Origin of the sequence: Streptomyces sp. NPDC050617, assembly GCF_040654795.1 — a bacterium.
Taxonomy (GTDB): Bacteria; Actinomycetota; Actinomycetes; order Streptomycetales; family Streptomycetaceae; genus Streptomyces.
The window spans coordinates 323,538-342,559 of sequence record NZ_JBFAIS010000005.1 but is presented as its reverse complement, the minus strand read 5'-3'; the positions used below and the strand labels follow the sequence as shown (position 1 = coordinate 342,559).

General features: G+C 70.0%; 14 protein-coding genes. 7 read left to right on the top strand and 7 right to left on the bottom strand.

From position 1 onward, the window contains the following. Positions 1-59: 59 nt before the first annotated feature. The 4 genes from AB0I49_RS10105 to guaA form a co-directional block, all read right to left on the bottom strand. Positions 60-1,340, bottom strand: a complete 1,281-nt coding sequence (locus AB0I49_RS10105; protein WP_363226369.1) for a hypothetical protein — start codon at positions 1,338-1,340, stop codon at positions 60-62. Between the two features lie 112 nt (positions 1,341-1,452). Continuing rightward, positions 1,453-2,241, bottom strand: a complete 789-nt coding sequence (locus AB0I49_RS10100; protein ID WP_363226368.1) for a class II aldolase/adducin family protein — start codon at positions 2,239-2,241, stop codon at positions 1,453-1,455. Between the two features lie 101 nt (positions 2,242-2,342). Beyond that, entirely contained in the window at positions 2,343-2,921 is a 579-nt protein-coding gene (locus tag AB0I49_RS10095; protein WP_363226367.1) for a Uma2 family endonuclease, read from the bottom strand. Positions 2,922-3,038: 117 nt separating this feature from the next. Beyond that, complete coding sequence (guaA, locus tag AB0I49_RS10090) at positions 3,039-4,625, bottom strand: glutamine-hydrolyzing GMP synthase (protein WP_363226366.1); 1,587 nt, start codon at positions 4,623-4,625, stop codon at positions 3,039-3,041. Between the two features lie 267 nt (positions 4,626-4,892). Between guaA and AB0I49_RS10085 the strand changes: the two genes are divergently transcribed. Beyond that, a complete protein-coding gene (locus AB0I49_RS10085; RefSeq protein WP_363226365.1) occupies positions 4,893-5,195 on the top strand; it encodes a chorismate mutase in 303 nt (100 codons plus the stop codon). 608 nt (positions 5,196-5,803) lie between these two features. Here AB0I49_RS10085 and AB0I49_RS10080 read toward each other — a convergent pair. The 3 genes from AB0I49_RS10080 to AB0I49_RS10070 all read right to left on the bottom strand — a co-directional run bounded on the left by AB0I49_RS10080 (position 5,804) and on the right by AB0I49_RS10070 (position 11,148). Continuing rightward, a complete protein-coding gene (locus AB0I49_RS10080; RefSeq protein WP_363226364.1) occupies positions 5,804-7,597 on the bottom strand; it encodes a GMC family oxidoreductase in 1,794 nt (597 codons plus the stop codon). A gap of 76 nt (positions 7,598-7,673) precedes the next feature. Next, on the bottom strand, positions 7,674-9,296 hold the full coding sequence (locus tag AB0I49_RS10075) for a succinic semialdehyde dehydrogenase (protein ID WP_363226363.1): 1,623 nt from the start codon (positions 9,294-9,296) through the stop codon (positions 7,674-7,676). A gap of 130 nt (positions 9,297-9,426) precedes the next feature. Continuing rightward, positions 9,427-11,148 carry a serine/threonine-protein kinase gene (locus AB0I49_RS10070; protein ID WP_363226362.1) on the bottom strand — a complete coding sequence of 574 codons (1,722 nt, stop codon included), beginning with the start codon at positions 11,146-11,148 and terminating at the stop codon, positions 9,427-9,429. A 1,317-nt stretch (positions 11,149-12,465) separates the two neighbouring features. Between AB0I49_RS10070 and AB0I49_RS10065 the strand changes: the two genes are divergently transcribed. From AB0I49_RS10065 to AB0I49_RS10040, 6 genes are all read left to right on the top strand, one after another. Next, the gene (locus tag AB0I49_RS10065; protein WP_363226361.1) at positions 12,466-13,506 is read left to right on the top strand and encodes a hypothetical protein; all 1,041 of its coding nucleotides are present in this window, start codon (positions 12,466-12,468) and stop codon (positions 13,504-13,506) included. A gap of 4 nt (positions 13,507-13,510) precedes the next feature. Continuing rightward, entirely contained in the window at positions 13,511-14,383 is an 873-nt protein-coding gene (locus tag AB0I49_RS10060; protein WP_363226359.1) for a fumarylacetoacetate hydrolase family protein, read from the top strand. Positions 14,384-14,410: 27 nt separating this feature from the next. After that, positions 14,411-15,235, top strand: a complete 825-nt coding sequence (locus AB0I49_RS10055; RefSeq protein ID WP_363226358.1) for a phytanoyl-CoA dioxygenase family protein — start codon at positions 14,411-14,413, stop codon at positions 15,233-15,235. After that, positions 15,235-16,968, top strand: coding sequence for a thiamine pyrophosphate-dependent enzyme (locus AB0I49_RS10050; RefSeq protein ID WP_363226357.1), 1,734 nt, complete (start codon positions 15,235-15,237; stop codon positions 16,966-16,968). The genes AB0I49_RS10055 and AB0I49_RS10050 overlap by 1 nt, the downstream gene beginning before the upstream one ends. 65 nt (positions 16,969-17,033) lie before the next feature. Further along, entirely contained in the window at positions 17,034-18,233 is a 1,200-nt protein-coding gene (locus tag AB0I49_RS10045) for an MFS transporter (RefSeq protein WP_363226356.1), read from the top strand. Then, positions 18,226-18,996 carry an SDR family oxidoreductase gene (locus AB0I49_RS10040; RefSeq protein WP_363226355.1) on the top strand — a complete coding sequence of 257 codons (771 nt, stop codon included), beginning with the start codon at positions 18,226-18,228 and terminating at the stop codon, positions 18,994-18,996. The genes AB0I49_RS10045 and AB0I49_RS10040 overlap by 8 nt, the downstream gene beginning before the upstream one ends. Positions 18,997-19,022: the final 26 nt, after the last annotated feature.

Sequence of the window (19,022 nt, the reverse complement as noted above, 5' to 3'; positions counted from 1 at the left end):
ACCATACGTACGGCGAGGGCCGCGGGCTCAGAGCGCAACGGCCATGGCGGCGGCCGGTTTCAGTCGCAGACGGTGATCTGGTAGCGGTTGGTCTCGGCCCCGGCCGCCGTGATGACCTGCACCTCGGCCGGGCCCGGCTCGACGTCCACCGGGATCGGCACGGTCAGCGCCGCGTCGGTCGGGTTGGTGAAGCCGCCCGGCGCCGGTACGAGCGGCACATGGACGTACACCGCGCCGATCCGCACGACCATCCGGGCCAGCCGGTCGGGGGTCCGCGCGCCGGGCGGCAGGAAGCCGGCGCCGCGGATCTCGATGTCGTCGCCGGTGCGGATCGGCCCGTCGAGGTCGCCCGCCTCCCGCGCCCGTACGACCGACAGGATCACCGGCCGCCCGCCCTCCGCGTACTTGCCCGCCACGTACACAGCCGCGCTGACGGCCATCAGCACCGCCAACCCCCAGGGAATGTCGGGGAGTTGCTGCGGCCGGCGGGCGAGCCGCACGGCGGCGAGGACCACGACGACGGCGCAGACCAGCGCGTACTGCACATCGCCGAAGCTGCCCCGCCCGGCGTCGTCGGTGAGCAGGTCGGCGGCGCGCGGCCGGTCCGCGCGGATCTTCTGGAGCCGCTGCGTCCGTACGCGCAGCGCGACGACGCGCCGTACGAGCACGGCGACCGCGCAGGTCAGGGCGAGGACGGTCAACACCCCGGCGGAGCGCCCGAGTCGGAACCCGGCCAGCAGCTCCCGCCGGCCGGCTCCCGCCGGGGAGACGGCCGTCTCGACGGCGATGAGGAGCACCGCGAAGAGGACGAACAGCAGCCATACGGCGGCGACGGCGCGGGAGGTGGAGAGCCGGTTGTCCGCGCCGACGACGGGTGCCAGCAGGCCGCCGCGGGAGTGGTGCAGCCGCGCGGCGAGGGTCAGCAGCGCGGCGGTGGCGACGGCCGCGACGATGCCCGCCGTACGGGCCGCCGTCCATCCCGCGCCGATCGCGGTCAGCGCCTGCCCGAGGAGCAGCGCGGCGCAGCCGCCCCAGACGGCGAACACGGTGCGCCGCCGTACGAGGCAGTGCCACGCGTCGCGCTCGGCGTGGGCGCGCCCGGCGAGGGCGCGGGCGGCCTGCGTCAGTTCGTCGGACACCCACTGCCGGGAGGCGCCGTCCGAGTGGGCGAGCGCGGCCGGTACGCCCTGCCCGGCGGCGAGTTCGTCGCGCCGCGCGGCGAACTCGGCGGCCGCGCGCCGGCGTCCGGCCCGGACGCTGTGCGGACAGCTACCGCAGGCGCAGCCGCCGCCGTGCGCGCCCGCGTCCGCCTCGGCGTTCTCCGCCGTCTCCACAGCCACGCCGCAACGCCACCTCTCCTGCCCCTGGGGCCTCAACTTCCCGACAATGTCAGGGAATTGTGCCGCATGCGGAGAGCACCTCGGCGCAACCGAACTCACATTCGGGCCGCTGTCAGCCGAGCAACTCCGGCTCGCTGCGCGTGATCTGCTGGTAGAGGGGCTGATAGTTGATCCACGCGACGAGGTCGTTGCCGAGCTGCTCGCGGGTGTGCACGGCGCTCTTGTGGTCGATGAGCACCGGCTTCCCGGCCGCCTTCGCGGCGAGCTGCACCTGGCAGGACCGCTCCATCGTGATGAACCACCAGGCCGCCGCGTCCACCGAGTCCCCGACCGTCAGCAGCCCGTGATTGCGCAGGATGACGGCCTTGTGCGCCCCGAGCGCACTGGCGATCCGCCGCCCCTCCTCCTCGTCCACGACCACCCCGGTGTAGTCGTCGAAGAGCGCGTGGTCCTCGTAGAAGGCGCAGACGTCCTGGGTGATCGGGTCCAGCAGCTCCCCGAGACAGGACAGGGCGCGCCCGTACGTGGAGTGGCTGTGGGCGGCGGCGACGACGTCGGGGCGGGCCTGGTGGACCTGGGAGTGGATCGCGAACGCGGCCTGGTTGACGTGGTACCGGCCCTCGACGACCTGCCCGGCGTGGTTGACGAGGATGAGGTCGTCGACGGTGATGTGCTTGAACGACATCCCGAACGGATTCACCCAGAAGCAGTCCGTGAACTCCGGGTCCCGCGCGGTGATGTGCCCCGCCACCCCCTCCTCGAACCCGAACCGCCCGAACAGCCGCAACGCGGCGGCCAGCCGCTCCTTGCGATACCGCCGCTCGTCGGCGACGCTCTCGTGCTCAGGCGGCATCGCGAACTGAAGCTGATCCGTGGGTATGGGCTCCGGTGCCTGCGGCATGACGGCTCTCCTCCGGCGATAGCGCGCGGGTGTGTCTGCGCGTATGTCTGTACGGGACGGAAGCTACCGCCCGGTATCGCCGGAGAACAGGGGTGGGCCCGTCAGAGGTTGTCGATCTCGGTGAGATCGATGTCGATGGGGAACGGGACCGACAGCTTGAGGCGGTTGTGGTAGATGCCGACGGCCGTGTAGGCCCTGGTGGCGGGGTCCAGCTCGTACACGTACACGACCGGGAGATCGTTGCTCTTCTCCACGCGCCAGAAGTGCGGGACGCCGGCGGCGGCGTATTTGCGGGGTTTCACCTCGCGGTCGCGGGCCCTGGAGTCGGGTGAGACGACCTCGACGGCGAGGACGACGTCCTCGGGCTCGTACCAGGTCTGGTCGGAGTGTGTGGCGGCTTCCGCGCGGAAGACCACGATGTCGGGCTCCGGGCGGTTCTTGTCGTCCAGCCGGACCGTCATCCCGCGATCGACGTCCAGATGCTCCGGGGCCTGAGCGAGCAGCTCGTTGTCCAGGAGCCGCAGGGTGCGCGAGTGGAATCGGGTCTGCGCGCTCCCGAAGACAAGGCTCCCGTCGATCAGCCCCGTATGCGGAGGCAGATTCGGAAGCCGGTCGAGGTCGTCCGCCGTCCAGCCGCCCTCGGGCGGGCGGGGCCGCCCGTACTCACGTGCGGCGCTCATGGTTGCTCCCATGCGGCAGAGTCTCGCCTGTACGAGCAGCGTACCCACGGGGTACGACGACGCCGCCGCCCAAACGAATGAGCGACGGCGTCGGCGTTGACCGCTACGTGTGGGAGGTCACTCCCACTCGATGGTGCCGGGGGGCTTGCTGGTGATGTCGAGGACGACCCGGTTGACCTCGTCGACCTCGTTGGTGATGCGGGTCGAGATGCGGCCCAGTACGTCGTACGGGAGGCGCGACCAGTCCGCCGTCATGGCGTCCTCGGAGGAGACGGGGCGCAGCACGATGGGGTGGCCGTACGTGCGGCCGTCGCCCTGGACGCCGACGGAGCGGACGTCGGCGAGGAGGACGACCGGGCACTGCCAGATCTCGCGGTCCAGGCCGGCCGCCGAGAGCTCCTGGCGGGCGATGGCGTCGGCCTCGCGCAGCAGGTCCAGGCGCTCCTTGGTGACCTCGCCGACGATGCGGATGCCGAGGCCGGGGCCGGGGAAGGGCTGGCGCTGGACGATGGCGTCGGGCAGGCCCAGCTCGGTGCCGACCATGCGGACCTCGTCCTTGAAGAGGTGGCGCAGCGGTTCGACGAGCTCGAACTCCAGGTCCTCGGGGAGGCCGCCCACGTTGTGGTGGGACTTGATGTTGGCGGTGCCGGTGCCGCCGCCGGACTCGACGACGTCCGGGTAGAGCGTGCCCTGGACGAGGAAGGCGACGTCCTCGCCGGCCGCGCCCGCCTCGGCCACCAGCTCGGCCTGGGCCTGCTCGAAGACGCGGATGAACTCGCGGCCGATGATCTTCCGCTTCTGCTCGGGGTCGCTGACCCCGGCGAGCGCGGTGAGGAAGCGCTCCTCCGCGTCGACGACCTTCAGCTGCACGCCGGTGGCCGCCACGAAGTCCTTCTCGACCTGCTCCGTCTCGCCCTTGCGCTGGAGCCCGTGGTCGACGTACACGCAGGTCAGCTGGGAGCCGATGGCCCGCTGGACGAGCGCCGCGGCGACCGAGGAGTCGACGCCGCCGGACAGCCCGCAGATCGCGCGCTTCGTGCCGACCTGCTCGCGGATCGCGGCGACCTGCTCCTCGACGACGTTGGTGGTCGTCCAGGTGGGCTCGATGCCCGCGCCGCGGTAGAGGAAGTGCTCCAGGACCTGCTGGCCGTGGGTGGAGTGCATGACCTCGGGGTGGTACTGCACGCCGTACAGCTTGAGGTCGTCGTTCTCGAAGGCGGCGACCGGCACGACGTCCGTGGACGCGGTGACCGTGAAGCCCTCGGGGGCGGCGGAGCAGGCGTCGCCGTGCGACATCCATACGGGCTGCTCGGCGGGGGTGCCCTCGAAGAGGGTGGAGCCGGGCCGGGAGACCGTCAGCGGCGTACGGCCGTACTCACGGGCCCCGGTGTTGTCGACGGTGCCGCCGAGCGCCGTGGCCATCAGCTGGAAGCCGTAGCACATGCCGAAGACCGGCACCCCGGCCTCGAAGAGCGAGCGGTCGACGGTCGGGGCGCCCTCGGCGTAGACCGACGAGGGGCCGCCGGAGAGGATGATCGCCTTCGGCTTCCTGGCGAGCATCTCGGCCACCGGCATGGTGGACGGGACGATCTCGCTGTAGACCCGCGCCTCACGGACACGACGGGCGATGAGCTGGGCATACTGCGCGCCGAAGTCGACGACCAGAACGGTGTCGGGGGCGGCTGCAGGGGACGCTGAGGGCACTTCGGCGGCCTTCCGGCGGTGGAACGGGGGGTTGGACTTTCGATTCTAACGGGCACATACTGAGCCCCATGTTCACGCACTCGACCTTCGTGTTTACCTATGGCACCGGCCCGTCCGGCTGCCATGGTCGTGCTGCTTGATCGACAAGCGACTTCCCAGGCGCCCCGGGCCGACAGGCCCGGGGCGTTCTGCGTTCGCTCGCCGAGAGTTCCGGGTCCGATCAGAGTGATCGTCGGCTCCGGGGGCCCAGACCCCCAGGAGACACACGTGACGACTACGACCACCGCCGCCGACACCGCCGCCGACACCGGGGCCCGTACCGACGAGGCCGCCTCCGTGATCGTCGGGGCGCGGGAGCGGATCGACGATCTGGACGGACGGATCATCGGGCTCGTACAGGAACGGATGGCCACCTCGGCCGTCATCCAGCGCGAGCGCATCGCCTCCGGCGGCCGCCGCGTGAACCTCTCCCGCGAGATGGAGATCCTCACCCACTACAGCGACCAGCTGGGCAAGCCGGGCACGGCGCTGGCGATGACGCTGCTGGAGCTGTGCCGGGGCCGGGTCTGAGGCCGCCGGCGGCGGGCGGGCGCCGGTCCGCGGCCCTGTGTTCGGGGGCCGTCACCCGTACGGCGCGTGACCGGCCGCCGACGGCCTTCGTTGGACCGGGTGTCCGCGCCAGCCAGGAGCGGCCCACTTGAGATCCACGCGTGGTTTCCGCCCCTGTTCTCTGGGCGCCCTTCACGACAGGGCGGAGCCGCCGGAGCGTGTGACGTACGAGCGCGTACGTCGTGGGACCTCGCTCCGGTGGTCCGGTGACCGGTCAGCAGGGGACAGCAGCCCGGTCACCACACACTGGACGGTCGGTTCCGGGGACGCCCGGGACCGACCGTATCCGGTCGAAACGGTTGCGTGCGGCGCGGCGCATCCAGCACGATGCATCCAAGGCGCGAAGAGCGGCACACCCCGTCGCGACGCACCGCCAATGGTCCCGACCACCGGGCCGTCAGAAGCCCGTGCGCACCCCATAGCCAGCGGCGCTCCCCCCGGCGCCGCCCCTTCGGCACCGGCGCTGCCCTGACGCCGGAGCCGACAGCCTAGGGCCCCGAGGCAGGCCGCTCCGCCCCCGCGAGCGGCCTCCCGGGGCCCTTCGCTCTCCCCCGCCGCCCGGGGCGTGATCAGTCCGCGGGCTTCTTCGGCGGCACGGCGGGCACCGGCAGGAACGGCAGGGTCAGCGCCGCGTACGCCTCCTTCGGCACGGCCGGGCCGCGCGGCTCGACCGCGGGCAGCCGCTCGTACGCTGCGCCCTGCGGAGGGCGGGTGTCCGCCTCGCCCTTGTTCGGCCAGAACGACATGGCTCGTTCCGCTTGGGCGGTGATCGTCAGGGACGGGTTGACGCCGAGGTTCGCGGAGACGGCCGAGCCGTCGACGACGTGGATGCCCGGATGCCCGTACAGCCGGTGGTACGGGTCGATGACGCCGTGCTCCGCGTCCGCGCCGATGGGGCAGCCGCCGAGGAAGTGCGCGGTCAGCGGCGTGCCCATCAGCTCGCCGACATTGCTGCCCGCGAAGCCGCCGATCTCCTCCGCGATGAGGGACGCGGCCCGCGTCGCCTCCGGTATGTGGTCCGGGTTGGGCGCGCCATGGCCCTGGCGGGCGGTGAGGAGGCCCTTGCCGAGCCCCTTCGGCTTGCGGTAGGTGGTGAGGGAGTTGTCCAGGGACTGCATGACCAGGCCGATGATGGTCCGCTCGGACCAGCGGCGGTTGGACAGGGAGCGGAGCAGCAGCAGGGGGTGGCGGGCGCAGCGGGCCGCGTAGGCGAGGGCCTTGGGGGCGCGGCCGCCGTGCGGGACCTGGAGGACGGTGAGCGCGCCCATCGAGTTGGACCCCTTGCCGTACCGCACGGGCTCGATGTGGGTGTTCTCGTCGGGGTGCACCGACGAGGTGATGGCGACGCCCTGGGTGAAGTCGGCCCTGGGCGCGCCGTGTGCCCTGCGGTAGCGGCGGTCGTCGGTCTGCGCGCCGACGAGGGCCTCGGAGTTGGTGCGGGTGAGGTGGCCGAGGCGCGGCGAGATGCCCGGCAGCAGGCCCTTGTCCCGCATGGTGTGCAGCAGGGTCTGGGTGCCGTACGTGCCGGCGGCGATGACGACCTGTCCGGCGCGGAACACCGTGGCCCGGCCCGTGCGCCGGTCGTCGGTGGGGCGGGCGGCGACCTGGTAGCCGCCCGCCGGGTCCTCGCGGACGGCCACGACGGACGTCATGGGGTGGATGACGGCGCCGGCCCGCTCGGCGAGGTGGAGGTAGTTCTCGTTGAGGGTGTTCTTCGCGCCGTGGCGGCAGCCGGTCATGCACTCGCCGCACTCGGTGCACGCCGTGCGGGCCGGGCCCGCGCCGCCGAAGTACGGGTCGGGGACCTCGCCGCCGGGGGCGGCCCGCACCTCGCCCCGCGCGTCGTCGCCGTCGCCGAAGAACACCCCGACGGGCGCCATGTGGAAGGTGTCGCCCACGCCCATCTTCTCGGCGGCGGCCTTGAGATGGACGTCGGAGGGGGTCATGGTCCTGTTGAGCCGGACGCCGAGCATGCGCTGCGCCTGGTCGTAATAGGGGGCCAGCTCCTGCTGCCAGTCGGTGATGCCGGACCACTGCGGGTCGTCGAAGAATGCCTTCGGCGGTACGTAGAGGGTGTTGGCGTAGTTGAGCGAGCCGCCGCCGACGCCGGCTCCGGCGAGGACCATCACCTTGCCGAGGAGGTGGACGCGCTGGATGCCGTAGAGGCCGAGCGCGGGGGCCCACAGGTAGTTGCGCAGGTCCCAGGAGTTCTTGGGGAGGGTGTCGCGGGTGAAGCGGCGGCCCGCCTCCAGGACGCCCACGCGGTAGCCCTTCTCGGTCAGGCGCAGGGCGGTCACCGCGCCGCCGAAGCCGGAGCCGACGACGATCACGTCGTAGTCGTGGACGCACTTCTCCCGTGACACTGGCTCTCCTTGAGATCGGTGGGGTTGGCGGACCGGCCCGGGCCGTGCGGGCGGTCGGCCCGGGCCGTGCGGTCGGTCAGCGGAGGCGGAGCGCCTTCATCACGCGCAGGCTGCGGGTCATCAGCCGCGCGTACTTCTCGTCGTCGAGGCCGAAGGCGGGGGCCAGCGGCATGATCCGCTGCTGGGCGACGGTCTGCGCCTCCGTGTACTTGAGGATGCCCTCGGAGCCGTGGCGGCGGCCGAGCCCGGAGTCGCCCATGCCGCCCATCGGCGACTGGACGCTGCCGTACGCGGCGGCGTACGCCTCGTTGACGTTGACCGTCCCGGCCCGCAGCCGGGCGGCGACGGCCCGGCCGCGGCGGCCGTCCTTGGACCAGACGCTGGCGTTGAGCCCGTACGGCGTGCCGTTGGCGCGCTCCACCGCCTCCTGCTCGTCGGTGAAGCGGTAGACGGAGACGACGGGCCCGAAGGTCTCCTCCGTGCACACGGACATGGGGGGCTCGACGCCGTCGAGGATCGTCGGCTCGTAGAAGAGCGGGCCGACGTCGGGGCGGGCCCGGCCGCCCGCGACGAGCCGGGCGCCCTTGGCGACGGCCTCCTCCACGTGCCGGCTGACGGTCTCCAACTGCCGCTCGCTCACCAGCGATCCCATGTCCGCGCCGTAGGCGAGGGCCGCGCCGAGCCGCATCGCCTTCGTGCGGGCGGCGAAGCGGTCCAGGAACGCGTCGGCCACGGAGTCGTGGACGTACAGCCGCTCGATGGAGATGCACAGCTGCCCGGCGGAGGAGAAGCAGCCGCGGACCGCGCCCGCGGCGGCCTTGTCGACGTCGGCGTCGTCGAGGACCAGCATGGCGTTCTTGCCGCCGAGTTCGAGGGACGCGCCGACGAGGCGGGCGGCGGCGCCCTGGGCGACCTCGCGGCCCGTACGGGTGGAGCCGGTGAAGGAGACGTAGTCGGCGTGGGCGACGACGGCGGGGCCGACGACGGGGCCCTCGCCGAGGACGACCTGCCAGACGGCGGCCGGCAGCCCGGCCTCGATGAGGAGGTCGCGGGCCCACAGGGCGGTGAGCGCCGTCTCGGTGTCGGGCTTCATGACGACGGCGTTGCCCGCGACGAAGGCGGGGAGGGCGTCGCTGACGGAGAGTTCGAGCGGGTAGTTCCAGGGGGCTATCTGGCCGATGACGCCGCGCGGCTGGCGCAGTTCGGTGACCTTGGTCAGCGTCGGGACGACCCCGGTGTGCGCCTTGGGCCGCAGATAGGCGTGGGCGCGGCGGCCGTAGTGGCGGGAGGCCACGGCGACGCCCTGCACCTCCTCGTGCGCGTGCAGCCGCGTCTTGCCGGTCTCCAGCTGGATGAGGTCCAGGACCTCGGACTGGCGGCGCAGCACGAGGTCGTGGAAGCGCAGGAGGATCGCGGCGCGGCGCTGTACGGGCGTGGCCGCCCAGCCGCGCTGCGCCTCGCGGGCCCGCGCGAACGCCTCGGCGACGTCGTCGGGGGTGGCCTCGGGCAGGTCGGCGAGCTTCTCCCCGGTGAAGGGGGTGTGGTTGGCGGTGGTGCCGCTGCCGATGACGCCGCGGGTCAGGCGGGCGACGAGGTCGGGGGTGACCACGTCGGCGGCGGTACGCGCGCCGGGGGCGGCGACGGGGTTGCCGCCGGCCGGGATCGAACGGTCCTGTGGGCTGCCCTGCGAGTCCGTCATGCGGCGAGCGTATGACGGGGCGGGCGCTTTGGGTACCCGCCAGTAGCCAGTTTTCACCGGTCACACACAACTGCGCCAGCGTTCACTGGCGTGGATGGGTGTATGTGCAGGTCAGACGGGGCGCGACGGTTCAGGGCGCCGACTTCGGCTCGGTCCGTACGAACGTGTCGAGCGCGGCGTCGAAGTGGCGGCGGCCCGCGGCGGCCTCGCCGGCCGGGGAGGAGACCCACACGTCGTACATCTTGCCGCCCTCGTTCCACGTGAGGTCGCGGGTGTGGCGGGGGCCCGCGTCCTCGCCGAAGCCGTTCCAGGTGAACTCCCACAGCGCGGCCGGGCGTCCGGCGCGCGAGAGCCGCTCGACGCGGGCCGAGCGGTAGCCCGGATAGTGGGCCGCGCCCTGCGCGTGCGAGGCGCGCGTCGCGCCCATCGGGCCGTCCGGGCGCTGGTCCTGGATGTGGACGCCGAGGCGGAACGTCTTGCCCGGCGCGTAGTAGAAGACGCGCGGCGGCTCGAAGGAGCGGGTGAAGCCGTCGGGGACGGCGAGGGCGAAGCCGGCCGGGTCGCGCACCAGGTGGTAGCCGACGGGGACGGTGATGCGCGCGGACGGGCCCGGCGCGAGCTCCGAGGCGGGCGGCTTCGGGACGGGCCGGGAGGCCGGGGACGTACGGTCGTCCGTGGACCGTTCGGAGGGGCGCGTCGTGGCGCTGCCCGAGGGGGTGGGGGTGCCAGACGTGCTCCCGTGCCCGCCGCCCTCGCCGCCGCCGAGGATCAGCGCGGCGAACCCCGCGCCCACCCCCGCCAGCGCGACGACCGCGACGGCGGCCAGCAGCGCGGTCCGGGCCCGGTTCGCGCGCGCCGCCTGCGCCGCCTCCGGCGACAGCGCGTCCTGGGACGCCGGCGGGCGCGGGAAGGACCGGCGGATGCGGGTGACGGCGGAGGAGGACGCGACGGCGGACGGCGCGACGGGGACGGGCACGCCGGCCTGGGTCGGCGCGTACGGGCGTCCGAGCACCGGCATCCGGCCCGTACGCAGATACGCGCTCAGCCGCCCCTCCGCCTCCTCCGCCCCCATTCTTCGCGCCGGGTCCCGCTCCAACAGGCCCCGCACGACGGGCAGCAGCTCGCCCGCGGCGACGGGCGGCCGGATCTCGTCATAGACCACGGCGTGCAGGATTCCGCCCAACGAGTCGCGCCGGAACGGCGATTCGCCGCTGAGCGCCGCGCACAGCAGCACGCCGAGCGACCACAGGTCGGACTCCGGCCCGGTCGTACGGCCGGACATCCGCTCGGGGGCGGTGTACTCGGGCGACCCCACGAAGGCGCCCGTCTCCGTGATCGTGGTGACTCCGGAGACCTGCGCGATGCCGAAGTCCGTCAACACGATGCGGCCGGTGCCGGATTCCATCAGCACATTGGGGGGTTTGATGTCGCGGTGCAGCACCCCCTGCGCGTGCGCGGCGCGCAGCGCGCCCAGCATCGCCACCCCGATCCGCGCCGCCTCGCGCGCCCCGACGGGCCCGTCCGCGGCGAGCGCGTCGGCCAGCGACCGGCCGTCGACGAGCTCCATGACGATCCACGGCCGCCCGTCCTCCTCGACCACGTCGTGCAGGACGATCACGTTCGGATGCTTGAGCTGCGCGACCGTACGGGCCTCCCGCAGCGTCCGCTGCCGCTGCTCGTCCGCCTGGGCGGCGGACAGCGCGTCGGTCAGGTGCAGTTCCTTCACCGCGACCTCACGCCCGAGCAGCTCATCGGTGGCCCGCCAGACCGTCCCCATACCGCCCCGCCCGAGCCGCTCCCCGAGCCGGTAACGCCCGGCCAGCAGCCGACCGTCTCCACCGAAGGTCCCCATGGCCTCATCTTGCCCCACGCATCAGCCGACGGGCGGGTACCGTACCGGCCCGCTCCGCTCGGGTCGGGAACCGGCGAGACGACGCGGCGACCGGGCCGACTGAACCCGTCAACGGCCTGCTGTGGTGCGGTACTTCATGGATGCCTCAGTGGCCTCAGTGGCCTCCCTGGACCTTTCCCGCATCGAATGCGTGGGCGACGGCGAGGCTGTCCTCGTACACGTGGTGGCGGTGATGGCGGTGGTCGCGCGCCCGCGCTCGGCCTCCGGGCAGTCCGGCCTCCCGCCGCCCCGCTCGGCGTACAGCTCCGCGATGGGCCCGGGGTCCCGGCCGCCCGGCCGCTCGACCGCCCGGCCGCCCGTCACCCCGTATCGGAAATCATCTGCCGCGAAGATGCTTCGCGGGCCAAATCAACGGGAATCCGCACCCTGTTGAAAATCGAACCGGTGTGAATGACGTAACCCGATAGTTTGACAGGGCATCAGTCTTCTCGGATGGGGCATCACGGACCAGCAGTGCGCAATCCCGCCGCTCATGTGAAATGCCCCTCTGCGGGGCGGACTTGGTGATTCCGGCGACATCGGACAGATAGCGCGCGGAGGACTCGATCGCGGGCTCCGGACTCGCGAGGACTATTGCCCGTAAGGCACATTCTGATGCGTTCATTGCGACGTGGGTCACAACTATTCGCTCCGAACGTGCACCTCAACTGGCCTTAGACAGTTGGGGTTTGGGGTACTGGAGCGGATCGGAACGCACGTCGGCGGTCGGCTCGCTCGGTGAACTCCCGCCGACGCGCAGCGTCCTGGGCGTGACACGTCGCGTAAAGAACGCCTCAAGAAACCTGAAAGCAGTTGCGAGGTACACGGGCACCTTGATTCAGTATGCATCGAGGTTGGCCGAACGCGGCCGGCCGGCACGGTCCGCGCGCTTCATCAGCACCATGACAGTCGGGGGAAGACTGCTGTGAGCATGCCGCAAGCCCTGCACCGGAGTCTTGCCATGGGCTCTGTCCTCGCTGAATCAGCGTTCGGGTCGGTAAAGGTCGCCGAGACCTATGGCCGACTCTCTTTCTCGTCCTCGCAATCGATGTAGTCATCCTGCGCGATGTCACATTTAGTCGCATTCGAGGAGCATTTCATTTCGATCCGGCCTCGGCATCGGCCTGCCGGAATCAGGCTGTCAATGTCGCCCGCCTGTGAATTTCCAACCCGCCGCAGAGGTCGTTCTCCGCTGCCTGCTCCACTGCGTCACCCCTGTTCAACACCTGCACGATGCGCGCCATACGTCATCAAGGGGAAATCAACAGGAGGAAAGTCATGCCAGTGAACAAGCAACGCACTCCCCTGCTCCCACAGCCGCCCCGGCATACCATCATGGACTGCACGGTACGGGACGGCGCCTACTCCGTTAATTTTCAGTTCGACATGCAGACGATCGAGACCATTCTCGCGGCCGTCAGCTCCTCGGGGCTGGAATGGATCGAGGTCGGGCACGGGCTCGGCATCAAGGGAAATACGATCGCCGAGTCGAATATCTCCGATCGCGAGTGGTGCGACCTCGCCGCCCGGTTTCTTCCCGCGGACGCCGGCTGGGGCATGTTCGCGCAGGCCGCGGTCGCTTCCGTGGAGGATCTGGAGCCGCTGGCCGACGCGGGGATGAAATTCACCCGCATCGGGGCCGATATGAAGGCGTACGAGCTGGTCTTCGACTACGTCGAGCGCGCCAAGGAACTCGGCCTGACGGTCTTCGTGAACCTGATGAAGTCGCATGTGTGCGATACCGAGGAGGCCGTGGAGATCGGCCGCCGGATCGAGAACTCCTGCGACCTCGACGGCCTGTACTTCGTCGATTCAGTGGGGCAGTTCCTGCCCGAGCGCACGGCGGAGCTCTTCGGCACGGCGTCGCGCCGGCTGCGGACGCCGCTGGGCTTCCACGGCCACAACAACCTGGGGCTGGCCAACGCCAACTCCATGGCCGCCGCGGAGAACGGCGCGTCCATCGTCGACTGCACGCTGGCCGGGCTCGGCCGGGACGCCGGCAATGCCGTGCTGGAGCAGATGGCCGCCGCGCTGGAACTGCGCGAGAACAAACGGATCTACAACACGGACGCCCTCGCCTACACCAGCGAGTACTGCGTATCCCGGCTGGAGACCCTCAAGACCGACCGTGAACTCCAGGTGCTCGGCGCGCTGTACGGGCTGCACTCCAAGAACTTCCCCGCCATCTCCGACATGGCCGAGAAGTACTCGATCAGCCGGACCACGCTGATGGACGCGGTGAAGCCGCTGGCCTATCAGCAGGATCTCGTCCGCACCGATATCGAAGCCATCGCGAAGTCCTTCATGGAGACGGAGTAGGAATGTGAACGTCAAGGTCTACCCGCACGTCGTCGACCGGCAGCAGGACATCGTCCTGGAGGACCACGACGGCTACAAGGCTTCGGTGCGCCAGTTGGCGGACTCCTTGAACGAGACGCTGCCGATCGATGTCGCCCAGCTCATCGCGGCGCAGAAGATGCGGCGGCTGTCCGACGCGTTCCGCGAACAGCGCGCCGCCGGCCGCGAGAGCATCGACATCGGGAAGGTCTCCCTCCGGGACTCCCTGCTCCTGTCGTCCATTCCGCAGATCTGGGGCGTCGGGCTCAACTTCGTCGCCCATGCCAAGGACCTGGAGGCGACCCAGCCCGTGTTTCCGGGCTCGTATCTGCGTCCGTACAGCTGCGTGATCGCCAACGGCGACGCCATCAAGGTCCCCGCGCAGTCCAACCGCGTCACCGCCGAGGCGGAGCTGGGGATCGTGCTGGGCAAGGACGCCAAGAACGTCTCCGCGGAATACGCCTTCGACTACATTCTCGGGTTCACCACCGTCATCGATATGACGGCCGAGGACGCCATCCGCGAGAACCTCCGCTACATCCCGTGGAGCAAGGGCTTCGACACCTTCGCCAGCATCGGCCCGAGTCTGGTGCTGCGGGATCAGGAGCAGAGCAAGGACCTGGCGGACATCTGCATCACCACCTACCTCAATGACGAGGTCGTCGCGCGCAACACCGCGAGCAATATGAAGCACGACCCGGCGAAGATCCTGGAGTACTTCTCCGCGGGCCGCACGCTTCCGGCCGGAACCGTCATCGCCACCGGCACGCCCGGCGCCGCGGTGATCAAGCCCGGTGACACCGTGCGCGCCGAGGTCGCCGGCGTCGGCGTGCTGGAACACCCCGTCGAAGCAGCGTAGTCGCAGACATCCGAGGAAGGATCAGAAATGGTATTCGAGGCCGCGCACTTCGATCAGCTCGCCGAAGAGGGCTACTGCGTCATCGAGAACTACCTCGACCCCGAGACCGTGCGGAGCCTTCGGCACGTGTCCGAGGAGATCCTCTCGAACGGCGTCGGCGGGACGATGCCGCCGAGCCTGTTCCTGCGGAGCCCCGAGCTCAAGGAAGCGCTCTTCTCCGAGAAGTTCTACGAGATGGTGGCCGACCTCAACAACAAGGTCGGGTCCCTGCTGCTGTACCCGAACTTCACCATCCGCAAGGGGCTGGTGGTCAACTGGCATATCGACGACCGCATGCTGTCGGTGCCCGTCAACAAGCCCGGCGACTTCCCCGCGATCCTGATGTTCAACATCTATCTCCAGGACAACGACCCCGTCCGGGGCGGCGGCATGGACATCGTCCAGTCCAGCCCGCTGCGCTCCCGCGAGGAGCGTGAGGACCTCGTGAGCCATCACGCGTACACGGAGCGGAACACCGTGCGGAACAAGGCCGGGGACCTGGTGATATTCGACTACCGCGCGGTGCACCGCGGCACCCAGCCGCAGGTGGAGAGCGATGTCGAGCGCCTCGCCCTGCAGTGGACCTTCTCCGTCGGCGGCGCGGTGACCCAGGACTATCTGCGGTATCTGCGGGCCCGGCTGACGGAGAAGCTGCACATCTCCGATTTCACCAACCACAAGGCGAACAACTTCTTCGCCGACCTGCCCAACATCTCGCGCGAACTGATCGAGGAATCGTGCGGCAGGACCGTCTTCACCGACGGCATCGGGTACCGCGGCCTGGCCGACATCGTGGAACAGGAATCCCGCTGATGCCGAACGTGTCACGGGTGATCCTGGATTCCCTCTGGGACGAGGGGGTTTCGGCCTTCTTCATGGTCCCGGGGAAGATGATCAACGCGTTCATGTCGAACTACCGGGCGGCGGACCCGGCCGGCCACCCCCGGATCTCGCCGGTGATCGCCGCCGCCGAGGGCGGGGCCGCGGCGATGGCCGACGGCTACGCCAGGGCGTCGGAGGGCACCGGCGTGGCCATCGCGCTGGACGGTCCGGGCGTGGCCAACGCCGTGGCGGGCCTGGTCAACGCGGACGCCGACCGCTCGCCCGTAACGCTGCTGTCGGGCCACGTGCCGCGGGGGTTCGACGCCCACGACGCCCTCCAGGACGTGACGCCCACGGGCCTCGACGTCGCGGCGATGCTGACGCCCATCACCAGCTCGGCGCTCCAGGTGCGCAGCGCGCGCCACCCGATCCGGTACTGGAACATCACGCTGAGGAAACTGGTCGAGTGCCCCACCCGGCCGGTGTATCTGTCCTATGCCGCGGATGTGCTCACGGCGGACACGGCGGAATCCGCCATCAGCATGCGGTCGCTGTCGTCCTCACGCGTCCAGTGCGACGAACAGGAACTCCAGAGCGTGCTCGCCACGGTCAATTCCTCCGCGAGCGTCGCCGTGCTGGTCGGTTCGCACGCCAACAAGAAGGATGTGCGGCAGCTGCTGACCCGGCTGTCCGAATCCCACGACATCCTCGTCGGCTGCACCGTGGACGCCAAGGGCGCTTTCACCGAGAGCCACCCGAACAGTGTCGGCGTGTTCGGGTACTCCGGGAATCTGCGGGCCATCGAGCTCTTCACCGAACAGGCCCCGGAAACGGTGCTGCTGCTGGGGTGCCGGCCCACGCAGTGGAACACCAACGCGTACGACGCCCGGCTCTCCCGGGCCAAGAACGTCATCGAGGTGACGTCGGCGGTCGAGGACATCGGCAACTTCTCCCCGGGCTCCCGGACGCTGCTCTGCGACGAGCTGCTGTTCCTGCGCCACTGGGAGGACTCGCTGACGGGGTACGGCAAGGGGTACGGAAAGGACGCCGGGGCGAAATTCCCCTGGAACGCGGAGCTCGGAGAACGTACGCGGCGCATTCCGCTGTACGTGCCGCTCCCCGACGAGGACCCGGGCGCGATGCACCCCGGCCGCGCGGTGGAGTGCCTGAACAAGTGGCTGGGCGACCGTGCCTGCATAGCGGATTCGGGAAACCACCGGTCCTTCGCCACGCACTACTGGAAGACGCGGATCGACGCCGGTTTCTACTCCAGCACCACCATGGGCGTGATGGGCTGGGCGTTCGGCGCGGCGATCGGCGTCTCCTTCGCCCGCGAGGAACCGTGCCTCGTCATCACGGGGGACGGCTGCGCCCTCATGAGCGGCGCGGAGATACAGACCGCCGTGCGGTACCGCCGGAACATCGTCTTCGCGATATTCGACAACTCCGCCTACGGCGCGACCCATATGAACAACAAGGAGAACCTCGCGGAGCTGAGCGTGCTCCCGGACCACGACTGGGTGAAGTTCGCCGAGTCCCTCGGGGCGGAGGGGTTCCGGGTGAACACGCTCGACGAGCTGGACACCGTCGCCCAGAAGATCAAGGGCGACGGCGGCGTCCAGGTACTGCACATAGCCGTCGACCGCGACGCCGCCACTCCAGCGCGGTCGTACCAGGAGAACCTGAGGTCCTTCGCGCGGTCGAAGAGTGAAAACCATGCATGACTCGGCCCGTTCAGGACGGTGCTGAGGTGCGCACCACAGAAATAACACAGAGGTAGGCGGCGGAGATGTCTGGTGCGAAGTTTACGAGCAACGAAGTGCGCGTACTTTGCTTCGCTTTTTTCAGTGTTGTCATCGGTCTGATGGCAGTGGATTTTTTCAACCCGTCTCTCCCGACCATCCAGAAGGATCTGGACGTCGGGCAGGGCACCATGAAGAACCTCATCGTGTTCTACATGATCGTGCTCGGCCTGGCCCAGTTCTTCTACGGGAGTCTCTCCGACGCCAAGGGCCGCAAGATAGCCCTGACGTCGGGACTCGGCGTCGCCGCAGTGGGTCTGCTCCTGGGCTATCTCGCCCACAATATCGTCGTGCTGGACATCTCCCGCGTGCTGACTGCCCTGGGCACAGCATCGTGCACCGTGATATCCCGAGCATTGATCGTGGACACCTTGCAGGAGCCCGGAAAGCTGCGCAAGGCGTTCTCCTATTTTTCGATGGCGAGCCAGCTCTCGCCGTCGCTGGCCCCGCTGATCGGCAGTTTCATCGGCGTCCATTTCGGCTGGCACATGCAGTTCCTGCTGTTCGCGCTGGCCGTGGTCGCCGGGCTGGTCATGATCGCCTCGCTGATGCCGGAGACCCATCCGGCGCCGGCGGGCGGTCAGGGGAAGACGGGCAAGGTGGAGGCGTACACGAGCGTTCTCAAGAACCTCAACTTCACGTCGTACAGCATCGCTTCGGCGCTGATCTTCTCCTTCACCATCGCGTTCTACGCGACGGCTCCCTTCGCATTTGACGCGCTGAGCGTCAGCCCGCTGGGCAACAGCCTCTTCTACATCCTCTATTCAGTCTCCATCATCTGCGGGTCCTTCTTCAACAGCTGGATCGGCTGGACGCCCAAGGACACCTATCTCCGGGGCCTCGTGGCCTACTTGGTGATATTCGTGGTCTCGGTCTTCGCGGACCTCGACAGCAGTCTGTGGAAGATCGGCGTGTTCTCGGTGGCGCTGGGCTTCACCTGCGGTGTGGTGGCCCCGCTCACGCTGACCCTGAGCATGACGATGGTGGAGAAGTCCCGCGGCGCGGCGAGCGCGGTCCAGGGCGCCATCAAGATGTTCTTCACCGGACTGCTGCTGCTGGCGTTCGACAGCGTGGTCATCACCGGCTTCACCACCATCGTGCTGATCTTCCTCGGGTTCGCGGCCGTGCTGCTGGCCCTGCACGTCTTCACCACTGCCGCGAATCGAAAGGAGAAGGTCAGTGCGTAACAAGACCGCCTTGGTACTGGGCGGGACCTCGGGCATCGGGCTGGGGATCGCGCGGAGCCTCGCCGCGCGGGGCGCGGCGGTGACCGTCGCCGGCCGCGACGCGGAGCGGGCCGGCAAGGCGGCGGCGGACATCACGCCGCCGGCCGGCGCCCCCGCCGTCTCCGGGATCGGCCTCGACCTCTCCCGGCCGGAGGACGTCCCGGACGCCCTCGGGCGGTGCGGGAAGAGCTTCGACATCGCCGTGCTCAACGGGCCGGGGTACCGGCCGGGGCGCGTCACCGCCGCCACGGCGGACGATTTCTCCCAGGCGTACAGCTCGATGTTCCTGTCCTTGCGGCAGGTGGTCGAATCCGTCGTCGGGGCCATGCGCGAGAACCGGTGGGGCAGGCTGCTGTACGTCTCCTCCAGCTCGGTCGTCTCGCCCATCGGCGAACTCGCCGTCTCCTCGGTCGTCCGGTCCGCCGTGAACGCGTATCTGAAGTTGCTGGCCAACGACCTCGCGGGCGACGGGATCACCGTGAACTCGATCGTCCCCGGCCGTATCGACACCCCGCGCGTGCGGGCGGTCGACGCCGCGCGGGCCGGTGACCGGGGCGTCACCGCCGACGAGGTCCGGGCGCACACGGAGGGCCTCATCCCGGCCGGGCGGTACGGAACGCCCGAGGACATGGGTGAGTTGGCGGCGTTCCTGTGCTCGGACCGGGCGGGCTACCTCACCGGCTCGACGTACCGGTGCGACGGAGGAATGATCACCGCGCTGTAGGCATCGCGACACGAGAAGGCTCCCCG